9 protein-coding genes and 1 pseudogene are annotated in these 13989 nt (G+C 68.1%); 8 read left to right on the plus strand and 2 right to left on the minus strand.

Features of this window, described 5'->3' with window-relative positions; all coding sequences use genetic code 11:
- Positions 1 to 162: 162 nt before the first annotated feature.
- The 6 genes from KZ829_RS30360 to KZ829_RS30385 all read left to right on the plus strand — a co-directional run bounded on the left by KZ829_RS30360 (position 163) and on the right by KZ829_RS30385 (position 5996).
- The gene (locus KZ829_RS30360; RefSeq protein WP_372453914.1) at positions 163 to 1779 is read left to right on the plus strand and encodes a protein kinase family protein; all 1617 of its coding nucleotides are present in this window, start codon (positions 163 to 165) and stop codon (positions 1777 to 1779) included.
- Between the two features lie 37 nt (positions 1780 to 1816).
- Positions 1817 to 2476 (plus strand): RNA polymerase sigma factor SigM, encoded by a 660-nt coding sequence (gene sigM / locus KZ829_RS30365; RefSeq protein ID WP_308285727.1) that lies wholly within the window; start codon positions 1817 to 1819, stop codon positions 2474 to 2476.
- Positions 2473 to 3330, plus strand: coding sequence for an RsmA family anti-sigma factor (locus KZ829_RS30370; protein WP_220147311.1), 858 nt, complete (start codon positions 2473 to 2475; stop codon positions 3328 to 3330). Before sigM ends, KZ829_RS30370 begins: the two co-directional genes overlap by 4 nt.
- Before the next feature lie 127 nt (positions 3331 to 3457).
- Positions 3458 to 4417: a thioredoxin-disulfide reductase gene (gene trxB, locus KZ829_RS30375; RefSeq protein WP_220147312.1), complete on the plus strand. Its 960-nt coding sequence runs from the start codon at positions 3458 to 3460 to the stop codon at positions 4415 to 4417.
- Positions 4418 to 4433: 16 nt separating this feature from the next.
- Positions 4434 to 4757: a thioredoxin gene (trxA, locus tag KZ829_RS30380; protein ID WP_183226537.1), complete on the plus strand. Its 324-nt coding sequence runs from the start codon at positions 4434 to 4436 to the stop codon at positions 4755 to 4757.
- A gap of 87 nt (positions 4758 to 4844) precedes the next feature.
- On the plus strand, positions 4845 to 5996 hold the full coding sequence (locus KZ829_RS30385) for an N-acetylmuramoyl-L-alanine amidase (RefSeq protein WP_183226538.1): 1152 nt from the start codon (positions 4845 to 4847) through the stop codon (positions 5994 to 5996).
- A 3-nt stretch (positions 5997 to 5999) separates the two neighbouring features.
- Here the strand turns inward: KZ829_RS30385 and KZ829_RS30390 are convergent, their stop codons facing one another.
- Positions 6000 to 6656, minus strand: a complete 657-nt coding sequence (locus KZ829_RS30390) for a GNAT family N-acetyltransferase (RefSeq protein WP_183226539.1) — start codon at positions 6654 to 6656, stop codon at positions 6000 to 6002.
- A 155-nt stretch (positions 6657 to 6811) separates the two neighbouring features.
- Here KZ829_RS30390 and KZ829_RS30395 point away from each other — a divergent pair, with 155 nt between their 5' ends.
- Complete coding sequence (locus KZ829_RS30395) at positions 6812 to 8125, plus strand: aminotransferase-like domain-containing protein (RefSeq protein WP_220147313.1); 1314 nt, start codon at positions 6812 to 6814, stop codon at positions 8123 to 8125.
- Positions 8122 to 9081, plus strand: coding sequence for a D-alanine--D-alanine ligase family protein (locus KZ829_RS30400; protein ID WP_220147314.1), 960 nt, complete (start codon positions 8122 to 8124; stop codon positions 9079 to 9081). Before KZ829_RS30395 ends, KZ829_RS30400 begins: the two co-directional genes overlap by 4 nt.
- Positions 9082 to 9161: 80 nt before the next feature.
- Here the strand turns inward: KZ829_RS30400 and KZ829_RS30405 are convergent.
- Positions 9162 to 9803, minus strand: a pseudogene (locus KZ829_RS30405) (hypothetical protein); the annotation flags it as partial.
- Positions 9804 to 13989 lie beyond the last annotated feature (4186 nt).

Consider the following 13989-nt stretch of genomic DNA (forward strand, 5'->3'; position numbering starts at 1 on the left):
CGATAAACGTCCTGAACAGGTGATTCTCGACTGATCAGTCACTGATTCAGCCGATTCGTGTCGCCTGGCGCCGATGCCGCGCCGGGGGGACGACCTGCCAGACCATGGCCGAGTACGGGTATGGTCGGTGTCGGCATGTGCGCCGGATCCTCGTGTCGTTCAGTGCCCGAGCCTGTAGCACCCGAGAAGCACACCGAGGAATGCACCACCGAGGGAGGACTGGTGACCCAGGTCGGCGAAGGCCACGAGACCGCGGCCGACGGAGCCGGGCCGGTCATGACCTTCGGTGCCCCCGCCGTCGGTGAGATCCTGGCCGAGCGCTACCAGCTGGAACAGCACGTCAACAACGACAGTGCGGGCCGGCAGGTCTGGCGCGGCATCGACGTCATCCTGCGCCGGGCGGTCGCCGTCGTTCTCCGGCATCCGGGCGGTGACTCCGCCACCGAGATGCTCCAGGCCGCCGTCGCGGCGAGCCGGGTGATCCACCCCAACCTGGTCGGCGTCTATGACGCGATCGACGAGCAGCAGCGGGCCTACGTGGTCCGGGAGTGGGTGGACGGCGAGTCGCTGCGCGATCTGATCGGCGCCGAGGGCCCTCTGGACCCGGCCCGGGCGATCGCCATCGCGCACTCGGTGGCCGACGCGCTCACCGCGGTGCACGCCACCGGCATGGTGCACGGCAATGTGCATCCCGGCAGCACCCTGATCGCCGACGACGGCCGGGTCGTGCTGGCCGACGCGCGGGCCGATGCGGCCGGCAGCGCCGAGTCGGACGTCCGCTCGGTCGGCGGCATCCTGTATTTCGCTCTCACCGGTCACTGGCCGCACGACGAGGTGGGCCAGTCCGGCCTGCCGGATGCGAATCGCGACAGTTCCGGCAACCCGGCGGCTCCGCGTCAGATCCGGGCCGGTGTCCCGGCGTACCTCGACGATCTGACCATGGACCTGCTGGACCGTCGCGTCGCCGCCCCGGCGTCCGACGCACTCACCGCGGAGCTCGGCCGGCTGGACGCCGCCTCCGAGGACGACGAGTACGAGGACGTCGGTCCCCTGCGCTTCGTGCAGGGCGGCGGCTCGGGCTCCGGCGAGCCGGTCCGCAGCGCGCCGAAGATCCTGCTCGGGGTCGGCGCCCTGGTGGTCATCGCGATCATCGGCCTGATCTTCGGCATCAACGCGATCAACGACACCAGCTCCAGCGCCGACAACGGCCAGTCGACGACGGCCGACGGCGGCGCGGGGCAGACCGACACCCCCGACGTGACGCAGACCCAGGCGCCCGTGCCGAAGCAGATCAAGCTGACCGCCGACATGGTGCGCATCGTCGACCCGCCGCCCGGCGACCGTGACGACACCGCCGAGGCCAAGCTCACCGTCGACGGTGACAAGGAGACCGCGTGGAAGCTGGCGTGGTATTCGCAGCCCAAGTTCGGTAACAACAAGAAGGGCATGGGCCTGCTGATCGACCTGGGCGAGGCGCGGTCGCTGTCCGAGGTGCAGGTCTTCACGTCGATGCCGGGTGTGGTGATGGACCTGCGGGTCGGCACCAGCGACCCGGGTGACAGCTCCAACGGCGACAAGAAGGTGCTCGAGCAGTTCACGTCGCTGAGCGACGCCGAGGGCGGCCCGACCAAGAGCACCGGCACCAAGCACGTGCTCTCCGTCGCCGACTCGACCCAGAAACACCAGTACGTCATGGTCTTCCTGAGCGAGCTGCCGCGTAACGAGGACACCCCGGGCTACCAGGTCAACGTCAACGAGATCGAGCTGTACGGATACTGAGACCTCACGGCCTGTTCCCCTGCACTAGATTGCTGACGTGACTTTCCGGGACGGATCAGGTGCGACGCCGAGCGACGCCGAGCTGATCCGTGCCCACGTGGCCGGCGACCGGGAGGCGTTCGCCGAGCTGGTCCGCCGCCATCGGGACCGGCTCTGGGCGGTGGCGCTGCGGACCGTCGGCGACCGCGAGGAGGCCGCCGACGCGGTTCAGGACGCCCTGCTCAACGCGCATCGCAATGCGGCCCGGTTCCGCGGCGAGGCAGCCGTCACGACGTGGCTGCACCGGATCGTGGTGAACGCCTGCCTCGACCGGATCCGCCGGCGGCAGGCGCACCCGACCGTGCCGCTGCCGGAGAGCAACCGCGACGACGACCGTCCCTCCGCTCCGGAGCCGGCCGCACCCACCCCCGACCAGGACACGGTTCTCGTGGTGCGGGAGGCGCTGGCCGCACTGCCGGTCGAGCAGCGGGCCGCGATCGTGCTGGTCGACGTGCAGGGGTACGGCGTGGCCGAGGCGGCGGCGATGCTCGGCGTGGCGGAGGGCACGGTGAAGAGCCGGTGCGCCCGCGGCCGGGCCAGAATGGCGGTGACCCTGGGATATCTCCGGGGGAACCAGACCGACGGTGGGACCGTCCCATCCAGGTCGGAGTCGGCGAGACCGCTGCCGACCGGACCGGAACGGAGGGACCCACGGTGACGGGCGCCGAGTTCGACGGGGTCGACCTCGACCTTCTCGCCGACTATGTCGGTGGCGCCCTGGACGGCACCCCGGACCAGGAGCGAGTGGCCACCCTGGTGTCCGGGGACCCGGCCTGGCGCAGGGCTTTCGAGATGCTGGAACCCGGCATGATCGCGGTCGAGGCGGCACTGCGGGAGTTCGAGCCCGAGCCGATGCCCGACGATCTGGCGACCCGCCTGGACGCGATGTTCCGGGTCCCGGAGGAGATGCCGGGCGCTGCGGGCGCCGTACCCGCGAAGGTTGTTGACCTTGATGGGGTGCGCCGTGCGCGGGCACGACGGTGGGCCGCGCCGATCGGAGTGGCAGCCGCCCTGCTCGCGTTCGCCGGATTCGGCGCGAGCCAGCTCTCGGACGCGAACATGATCGACGACAGCGCGGAAAGCACCGCGGCCGGAGGCGCCGCCGACCAGAGCGCCCCGATGATGGCCGGCATCCCGGCGGACAACGTGATCTTCAGCGACACCGACTACACCGCCGGCACGCTGGTCGCGACGAGCGCGAAACGGTCCCAGGCCGGTGTCCTGTCGGAGAAGAGTTCCGAGCCGGCGGCCGCGGAGCAGGCCAGTGGTTTCAGTCCGCTCGCCCGGCTGATCGACCCGTCCGGGCTGATCAGCTGCCTCGATGCGATTACGCGGAACAACGGGGGCGGCCAGATCGCGGTGGAGCTGGTGGATTACGCCAGGTTCGATGGGAAACCGGCGATGATCGTCCGGTTCAGCGCGGCCAACGGCATCTGGGTGTGGGCGGTGGGTCCGGAGTGCGGCGCACCCGGTGCTGGCGCGGACACCGTCGAGCAACTCCCGGTACGCTGACCGAACCCCCTTCGCGTGAGGTCCGACACGGGCCCGGCCGGGGAATGGCGAATGCCTAGCATGACGTTTTAGCGTGCAGTGTCGCCGACTGAAACGCGTGCGACGAAAACAGACTGAGGAGTCGGCAGTGGACGAGGTCCGCAATCTGATCATCATCGGTTCCGGACCGTCGGGCTACACCGCGGCGTTGTACGCGGCCCGCGCCAACCTGAGCCCCCTGGTGATCGAGGGTGTCAACTCCGGCGGCGCCCTGATGACCACCACCGAGGTGGAGAACTTCCCGGGTCACCGGGACGGGATCATGGGCCCGGCGCTGATGGACAACATGCGCGCCCAGGCGGAGCGGTTCGGCGCCGAGTTCCTGACCGACGACGTCACCCGGGTCGAGCTGACCGACAAGCCGACCGAGGCCGGCACCGAGGGCCTCAAAACGGTCTGGGTCGGTGAGCAGCAGTTCTTCGCCCGTGCCGTGATCCTGGCGACCGGCTCCGCGTGGCGGCCGATCGGCGTCCCCGGCGAGCAGGAGCTGCTCGGCCACGGCGTCTCCTCGTGTGCCACCTGTGACGGCTTCTTCTTCCGCGGCCACGACATCGTGGTGGTCGGCGGCGGTGACTCCGCCATGGAGGAGGCCACCTTCCTCACCCGGTTCGCCGAGACCGTGACGATCGTGCACCGCCGTGACTCGTTCCGGGCCAGCAAGGTCATGCAGAAGCGTGCGCTGGACAACCCGAAGATCAAGATCGAGTGGAACTCGGTGGTCGAGGAGATCCTCGGCGAGGACGGCAAGGTCACCGGCGTCCGCCTGAAGAACGTGCAGTCCGGCGAGGCCAAGGTCCTCGACGTCACCGGTGTCTTCGTGGCGATCGGCCACGACCCGCGCAGCGAGCTCTTCAAGGGCCAGATCGAGCTGGACGACGAGGGCTACGTGAAGGTGCAGTCGCCCAGCACCCGGACCAACGTCCCGGGCGTGTTCGCCGCGGGTGACCTGGTCGACCACACCTACCGGCAGGCCATCACCGCCTCCGGCACCGGCTGTGCCGCCGCGCTCGACGCTGAGCGCTTCATCGCTTCATTCGTAGAGCTGTAAGACCCGGGAGGTCCTCGTGGGAGCAACCAAGGTGGTCACTGACGCCACCTTCGCCGATGACGTGCTGCGTTCCGACAAGCCGGTGCTGGTGGACTTCTGGGCCGAGTGGTGCGTGCCCTGCAAGAAGGTCGACCCGCTGCTCGCCGAGATCGCCGCAGAGATGGGCGACAAGGTGGAGATCGTCAAGGTGAACATCGACGAGAATCCGCAGACCGCCATGGCGTACCAGGTCATGTCGGTGCCGACGCTGACCATCTTCAAGGACGGTGAGCGAATCAACTCGGTGGCCGGCGCCAAGCCCAAGAGCTTCCTGGTCAACTTCATCGAGTCGGCGCTCTGACGCTTTCGAGCACAACGCCCCGCGCCCGTTCGGGTCGCGGGGCGTACTCTCCGGAGGGTCGTCCTTTCTCGTCCTAGGGAGTCGTGAGTGCGGTCCATCCGACGCGGAGACACCGGCCCAGCTGTTTCCGAGATTCGGTCGATCCTGGTCGGCCTGGAATTGCTCGACGAAGCTGAACCCGACGTCTTCGACGAGGCGCTGGAGACCGCGGTCCGCGCCTTCCAGCAGAACCGTGGTCTCGGTGTGGACGGGATGGTCGGCGACGAGACGTGGGGCGCGCTGGACGCGGCCCGCTGGCGGCTCGGCTCCCGGACCCTGTTCCACTCGGTGCCCGACGCCCTCGTCGGCGAGGACGTCCGGGCGCTCCAGGAGCGGCTCCTCGAAATGGGGTACGACACCGGTCGCCCCGACGCCGTCTACGGTGCCCGGACCGCCCGCGCGGTGGCCCAGTTCCAGCGCGAGGTCGGCCTCGTCCAGGACGGCTCCTGCGGCCCGCAGACCATGAAGGCGCTGCGCCGGCTGGGCCGCAAGGTGGTCGGCGGCCGCCCGCAGTGGCTGCGCGAGGCCGAGGCGTTCCGGCAGTCCGGTCCCAACCTGGTCGGCAAGACGATCGTCATCGACCCGGGCCACGGCGGCGGCGACGACACCGGCGTCCTGGTGCCGGACGGGCCACTCCGGTGGAACGAAGCCGACCTGGTGTTCGACCTGGCCTCCCGGCTCGAGGGCCGGCTCTCCGCGGCCGGCATGCGGGTGCACCTGACCCGCGGTCCGTCGCCGGCCGCCCCGATGAGCGGCGCCGAACGGGCCGCCCTCGCCAACAGCCTCGGCGCCGACCTGCTGATCTCGCTGCATCTCGACGGGCACACGTCCGACGCGGCCGAGGGCGTGGCGACCTACCACTACGGCACCGGAAACGGGCTCAGCTCGACCGTGGGCGAGCGGCTCGCGGCCCTGGTGCAGCGGGAGATCGTGGTGCGCACCGGGATGCACGACTGCCGGACCCACGCGAAGACCTGGGACCTGCTGCGCCTCACCCGCATGCCGACGGTCCGGGTCGACCTCGGTTACCTGACCTCGCCGAAGGACCGGGAGCGGCTGATCGACCCGATGTTCCGGGAGCAGATCGTCGAGGCGCTGCTCGCCGCGGTCCAGCGGATGTACTTCCCGGTGGAACGGGACGTGCCTACCGGGTCGATCGACGTACGCCAGCTTCGTCTGGCCTTGGCCGACAAGGCCTAGCCCTTAATTGTCGGCGGACCTGGTCGCGGTCACCGGCCGGACCGGGCGCAGCAGCGTCTCCGGGCTCATCGAGCCGAGCAGTTTCTCCAGCGCGTACTCGACGTCGGACTTCCAGGACAGGGCCGTCCGCAACTCCAGCCGCAACCGCGGGAACCGGGGGTGCGGGCGGACCGTCTTGAAGCCCACCGACAGGAAGAAGTCGACCGGGGCCACACACGTCGCGTCGGCCTCGTCCGGTTTGGCGTCACCGAAGGCCTCCACGGCTTTCACACCGCGCTTGGTGAGGTCACGGGCGACTCCCTGCACCAGCATCCGGCCCAGGCCACCACCGGCGAAGGCGGGCACCACCTTGGCCGTGGTGAGCAGAGCGGCGTCGGCGCTCACCGGGGATGTCGGGAAGGCCATCGAGCGGGGCACGTAGGCGGGTGGCGCGTACATCACGAACCCGGCCGGCATGCCGTCCACATAGGCGAGCTTGCCGCAGGAACCCCACTCCAGGAGCGTCTGGGAGACCCACGCCTCCTTCTCCAGACCCGGGTCGCCGGTGGCGCAGGCCCGCTCCGCGGAGACCGGATCCAGCTCCCAGTAGACGCACTCACGGCACGGCCGGGGCAGGTCCTCGAGCGTGTCGAGGGTGAGATTGACCAGGCGTCGCGACATGGCGGCCCCCTTGCAGCTCGCTCACGGGACAGGACCGGACGCCGCCGCGCCCCCGCCGAATCCTACGTCGGAACCACCATGAACGGGAGCAGGTCGGGCAAGAGCCAGACCCGACTAGGATCGCTGTCAGTCTCGTTGATGAAGAGGTGATTCGCATGACCGGTACCACCCAGGACGATTACACCGATCGGTACGCGCGACGCGTCCGCGGAATGACGACGTCCGAGATCCGTGCCCTGTTCGCCACGGCGAGCCGCCCCGAAGTGGTGTCGCTGGCCGGCGGCTCACCCTACATCGCCGCGCTGCCCCTCGACGCGGTCGGGCAGATGCTCGGCGACCTGGCGTCCCAGCACGGCGCCACCAGCCTCCAGTACAGCATCGGCCAGGGCACCGTCGAGCTGCGCGAACGCATCTGCGAGGTGATGACCCTCTCCGGCATCCACAACGCCTCGCCGGACGACGTGGTGGTCACCGTCGGCGGCCAGCAGGCCCTCGACCTCCTGGCCCGGTTGTTCCTCGACCCGGGCGACGTGGTGCTCGCCGAGGGGCCGACCTACGTCGGCGCACTCGGCGTCTTCCAGGCCGCCCAGGCACAGGTCCGGCACGTGGCAATGGACGCCGATGGCCTCATCCCGGAAGCGCTCGAGGAGGCCATCGAGGCCACCGCACGGGCCGGCCGCAAAGCCAAGTTCCTCTACACGATCCCGACCTTCCAGAACCCGGCCGGTGTCACCCTGTCGGAGGAACGACGGGAACGCGTCCTCGACATCTGCGAGCGCGCCGGTCTGCTGGTGGTGGAGGACGACCCGTACGGAATGCTCGCCTTCGAGGGTGAGGCACCGCTGCCGTTGCGGGCCCGCCGCCGTGAGGGCGTCTTCTACTGCTCCACCTTCTCCAAGACGTTCGCGCCCGGTCTGCGCGTCGGCTGGATCCTGGCGCCGCACGCCGTCCGGGAGAAGCTGGTCATGATGAGCGAGGCCAACGTGCTGTGCCCGAGCGCGTTCGCCCAGGGCGCCGTCACCCAGTACCTGTCCACCATGCCGTGGCGCGAACAGCTCAAGGTGTACCGGGAGATCTACCGCGAGCGCCGGGACGCGCTGCTCGGCGCCCTCGATGACCTGATGCCGGCCGGCACCACGTGGACCCGCCCGACCGGCGGCCTGTTCGTCTGGGCGACCCTGCCCGAAGGCCTCGACTCCAAGGCGATGATGCCGCGCGCCATCGCCGCCCGGGTCGCCTACGTGCCCGGCACCGGCTTCTACGCCGACGGCACCGGCCGCAACAACATGCGCCTCAACTTCAGCTTCTCCGCGCCGGACCGGCTCCGGGAGGGCATCCGCCGCCTCTCCGGCGTCATGGAGCAGGAGCTGGCCATGCGCGCCGTCTTCGGCGGGGGCGCACTGCAACAGAGCCATCAGCGCCGTCGCGGTCCGGCCGCTGCCGACGCTCCCGGCCCCGACTTGGCATGATCTCAACCATGGATGTACGAGTTCTCGTCCTTGCCGGTGGACTGTCCTACGAACGGGACGTGTCGTTGCGGTCCGGTCGCCGGGTGCTGGACGCGCTCCGTGCCTCCGGCCTGACCGCCGACATGCACGACGCGGACGTCTCACTGCTTCCCACGTTGCAGGCCGATCCGCCGGACGCCGTCGTCATCGCGCTGCACGGCGCCACCGGTGAGGACGGTTCGCTGCGCGGGGTGCTCGACCTGTGTGGAGTGCCGTACGTCGGCGCCGACGCCCGGACCGCCCGCCTCGCGTGGGACAAGCCGTCCGCCAAGTCGATGCTGCGTGAGGCCGGGATCCCGACGCCGGACTGGGTGGCGCTGCCGCACGACCGGTTCTCCGAGCTGGGTGCGGTGGCGGTGCTCGACCGGATCGTGTCCCGGCTGGGGCTGCCGCTCATGGTCAAGCCCGCGCAGGGCGGGTCCGGGCTGGGTGCCGCGGTGGTCCGGGATGCCGCGGACCTGCCGGCGGCGATGGTGGGTTGTTTCGCGTACGACTCGACCGCGCTGGTCGAGCAGTTCGTGACCGGCACCAACGTCGCCGTCTCGATCATCGACCTGGGGACGGGGCCGGAGGCGCTGCCGATCGTCGAGATCGTGCCGCGGGACGGGGTGTACGACTACGCGGCCCGCTATACGGCCGGTCTGACCACCTGGCACGTGCCGGCGCGACTGTCACCGGAGGTGGCGGCGAAGGTGTCGGAGACGGCGCTGGCGGCGTACAAGGCACTCGGTCTGCGTGACCTGTCCCGGATCGACGTGATCGTCGGGGAGGACGGGGAGCCGCGGGTCCTGGGATGCAACGTGTCGCCGGGGATGACGGAGACCTCGTTGTTGCCGCTGGCCGTTCAGGCTGCCGGGGTCGACCTGGGTGCGGTGCTCAGTGCGCTGGTGGAGCGGGCGGTCGCCCGCAAGGGTTAGGCGTTGCCTCTTGTCGTAGCGGGGGGCGGTGGATCGTACTGATCCGCCGCCCCTTGTCGTACCCGGGTTTCTCAGTAGCCGTTGTTCGCGTTGTGAATGCCGGAGCTGCCTGCCGGGTTCTCGCCGGTTTCCACATCCCCGAGAGTGACCGGTCGCTCGTCGACCGCGTCGACATCGGTTGGGACCGGCACGTTGAGCGTGGCCGGCGATTCCCACTCGATGTGTGCCGGCTCCGCGTTGGCCTTGCCGCCGAAGTCGGCGAGCCAGGCGGCGACCAGGGCGAGATTCTCCCGCCACTGGGACTCGGGAACAACCGGCAGTATGTCGTCCCAGAGTGAGAGGAACGTCCCGCGGAGCTGGAGCCGGCCGTAGGGGCGGGCCAGGAACCACATGTGCAGGTGGGCTGAGCCGTCGCCCCACCGATTCACGTGAACCCTCGCGACACCGTCCAGCGACCGGATCGCTCGCTCCAGGCGCACGGTCATCACACCGAGCTCCGCCGCTAGCAGGTTCGGCAGGTCGCCGAGATCCAGGTGCGATCGGCACTCCAGGATGAGGACCATCGGCAGGCCGGTCGGACGGTCCATGGCGCGGACCCGCCACCGCTCACTGACCCAGATGTAGGCGTCATCCGACGTGCTGCACGCCACACAATCCGAGGCGTCTTCGCCGCTGCGGGGTGGCTCGACCTCTACCGGTGGTGCGAGCTTCTTCACCCGCATATCGCCCTCGAAGGGAAACGACGGCCAGCGTGTGAAATCAGGAAGCGGGGTGGTGTTCTCAGACACTTCGTGACCTTAGCCCAGCACGGGACAGGCTGTCCTGGGTCAATTTCGCACGACGGAGGGATGTCGTTATACCCGCTGGAGCCGGGCACGTGACGTAGACAACGGTGACGCTCCGTTTCTCCACACAACCGTCCCCAAGTTATCCACAGGAGTTATCCACAGGCACTCCCGTTTCACGTGAAACACGACGTAGGAGGCTTGCGCGCCCTGTGGATAGACCGGTGGACGACCGACACGACATCGGCGTCGTTTCACGTGAAACAGCGATGGGCACACCATCAACAGGTGCAACACACAGCCTGTGGATAGTGGTGTCCACGCATGTCCGTCACTCATCCGAGGTCCGCCGTGGATTCTCGCCCTGGTGGCGGTCGTAGGCCTGTGAGTTGCTCCTGAGGATGCCTGCGGGATCGATGGTTCCGGTCACGATCATCGGACTGAGATGTCGGCGGCTCGGGCTTGTGATCGACTCTCTCCTCGCGGGGCACTGTGCGGGTCGTGCCACGATGGCTACGCCGTCCGCCTGTGTCCAATCAGGACGGCAGCGGGCATGCCGATCACCTGTGTACAACTACCGACGGTAGGGGTTCGATCTCTCAGTGCATCGGGCGTCCAAGGCAGACGCTGCGCATCCCGGGCCTACGTCATGGTGTTGCCTGGATCCGGCAACGCCCATGGGCGGTTACGCCGGTTGCATCTGGATCCACGGGACGACCGTGACTCGGACCCGCCTCGTCCGCCCGTGCTTGGATCGGCCCATTCGGCGATCTCTACAGCGATTTTCGCCTTCTCGCCTTCCCGCTTTCTCAGCGGCAGGATCGTTTCGAACCCTCGTCATGGGGGCCTCTGCCGACCGAAGCCACTTCTGTTGGCGCCATCTTACGATGGGTCATCGCGGCCACCGGGGGTCTGCGGGCGGCCGCGAGCACACCTGGCACGGGTTCTTTGAAGGCCGAGGCCCGATGCGATGGGCTTGGCCGTTAGCGAGTTCTGGACCGGTTGCGACAATCGTCAGCTGCCATGCGGATGTCTCTGGAGTCAATGACGGCTTTCGCGTGCAAGGCTGATCAGCGCCACGACGCCGCCGTCAGCCAAGGAACAGGACGCCGTCGAGGACGCTGTCGGGCAGGGCGAACTCTCCGGGACCGTCGCAGTCGTGCCAGCCCATGTCGGTGGGATGCAGACAATCGAGGGCGCGCCTCGACATGGCTGAGCGGGAACTCCGCTTCGATACGTCACCTGTGTTCGTCGCGCCGTTGTTCGCTGCCGCAAGCCAAACTCGTCGCTCTTCTTCCTCGAGGCACCGAAGCACCTCGCTACGGGGCAGGTCGAAGCCGGCTCGACCGCACATTCGACCTTTGATCATCTTGAGGCGGTTGACGTTCCCTTCCACCGGGCCGGAGCTGTACGGCAGAGCCAGGAAGGTCGCGAAGCCGGTGATACCGGATACCGGGCAGCCCGGTCTGTTGGGCGGCGGTAATCCCGTCCTCAAGGCGGGCGCCCTGCAGGGCGATGAGCATGGTGGCGAACGAACGCACCAGTTCGGTGGCGGTGGCCAGGTCGGGACAGCGGTCGCGTCTGCTGGCGTCAACGCCGTCGAGACTGTCGGGGTGCCAGCAGATCCAGCCGGCCACCTGCCGCACCGACGGCGATTTGGCCCGTGCGACGAAACCGGCTTTGGTGCTGTTCCATGAACGCTCGGACAATGAACCCTTGCCGGTAGCCCTGGGTTATGACCTCACGGTGCACGGTGATCGTGTTGAGGTTGCCCTCACCGATACGACGGAGCAGATGGCCTTGAACGGGTCGAGTTGGCTGGGGCGAATTTCTGCCCGCCGATCATTTCCTGCCAGGCGGCGCGGGCTCTCGACGGAGCCCTGCCAGCGACATGCCGCGGCGGGCTGGTCGTCACACGGGGAACCGATCAAGCGCCGCCACGAATGCCCCGTTGATCAGTGTCGGATCAGCCCGCTTAGCAAAAGCATCCTGGCGCGCGATGCCCACATACACATGCCGCCCATGCTGAGGAACGTAACCCATGACGCTGCGGAGCCTCAGCGGCCTGGAGCCGGCCAATTCAAGGTCGAGTCATCGGCTCGCAACGCCGGTCTGCGTACGCCAACAAGCACGACATCAAACACAACCTCCATGACTCTTGCGCATCCTCCGCCTTTCGATCACAACCCTGTAGAAGTCGGGTGTCGGGTACCGAACGACATGCCGCCCCAACGCCCTTGCGATCGTCGACCACCAGAATCCTGACCTGCATCACGGCCAGCCCGCCTCGATTCCTACTCCAGCTGGTTCTCCCGCTGCCAACGGTTGCCACAATCTCCCGAATCAACCCACCGCCGAGACCACCCGCTATGCAGAGCCCGAAGAGGACTTCACCGCGGGCGTGGTTAATAAGAACAGCCCGCCCCGCTCGGGCAGCACGGCTCGTCCCCCGGCCGTAGCAAGAGTTCCCCGTACCTCGACCAGGACAGCCATACACACCACAACGAGGGCCGCCGCCCGTCGATGCACGATTCGTGGGTAGCCGAACTGCATCCACTACCGCCAACTCGGTCATGCACGGCTGGAACATCCAGTGCCGGCCCGCCTGTCAGGACTCTCTGCCGGAACGACCACGCCGCCGGATTACGTGTTGAGATTCTTCACCGGCAAGCCCATCGTGGTGACCCGCCGGTTCGCCACGCCACGCCGGCACGGGTCCGGCCGCTGGGGCGGGTCATCCACTTCTCGATCTTTCCTCGATTTGTCGATCGGCTGGACACCGCTTCGCACGCTCCTACGGGCGGTCGGCTTCGGTTCTCGGTTCACTCACCACGTCACGGTGTAGTGGTCGCACGCACCTGGCCAACCCTGCCGCCACATGACAACGCCTTCGGTCACGATGAGTCCCGCGCCGGCCCGCATTACTCGTATGCCCACCGACCCTGAAGTTCCAATGATCTTCCTCAGCGACTCCTCGCATCGCCGAAGTTCCCGCCGATCGGCAACTGTGTTGATCAACGAAAGACGTCTGGCCGTTGAGCGGAGAAGCCCAAACCATTGCGGGAGGCTCAGTGCCATGGCACTGGCAGCCGGAAGCGACGGCTCCACCCGCTGCGGGTCGGGATATGACGGCCTAGCCGAAATTTCATGAGCTGGCCGCGAGCGCTCGTCGCCTGTCGTCGCCTGTCGTCGGCAGGTGACGAGCGGCGGGCGGCAGGCGGCAGGCGGCAGGCGGCAGGCGGCGGATACCTCCTGGCGTCGCCGGGCGTTTAGGCCCTGGAATGCTTTGCCGTAAGAGCTGTTCGTAGTGAGCACCGAAACCTCGATCCTGGACGCAGCGGCGACCTGCTCCACGTCGAGATCTCTCCTCAGTCCCGGCTCACCAACGTCGCTACGACTGATATCTGCTTTGCCCAACTACGACAACATGGCCGCTTGCCTTCCAACCCCCACCCGATGGCGCCGATTACCAACGCGGCCAAGGCAACTCCATCAAGGTGCCCAGTCCGCTGCGCCACCCCGTCCGTCCTGTATCTGTCTACAGCCGGATGCGCGGCCTCAGCCCGAATAGGTTGGACTACCCGTAGGAACGCCGACACAACCCGGGCCGTCTCAGGTTCCGCACAACAGAACTCACGCGGCACCCGTCGGCCGTCCGCACCGTCTAGTCAACGGCCAGGCCAGCAATCGGCGGTAGACACGGGATGAAGCAGCCAGCCATTCGCGATCATGCTGCTCGGTGTCCACCGCAGCACTGGCGCGTCAGCGCCGCGGTCTGAATGCTCGCGTCGGAGCCTTGCCCATCACGCCGGCTACACCACCGAGGTTTAGCGCACCCGGAGCGCGGCCCATCACCGAATGCGCGGCATAGTGATAATGCTGCCGCCAACTCCGGCCGCACTTGGCTTGGGATGGTTTCCAGACCCCAATCCGAGCGGACCACCGGCATGGAAGGTCTAGCGCCGCCTGTCTGTGTTTCACGTGAAACGGCGCACCGCGCTGGATTCACACCCAGGGCAACTCAAGTTCAAACCGCCCGTTCTTCGACGTGACGGACCACAGCGCCGGGCAGGCATCCCCCAGGGGACGGCAGCCATGGCCAGCCATCTGGCGCCTTCCCAAA

It is taken from the genome of Actinoplanes hulinensis (genome assembly GCF_019429605.1).
GTDB lineage: Bacteria > Actinomycetota > Actinomycetes > Mycobacteriales > Micromonosporaceae > Actinoplanes > Actinoplanes campanulatus.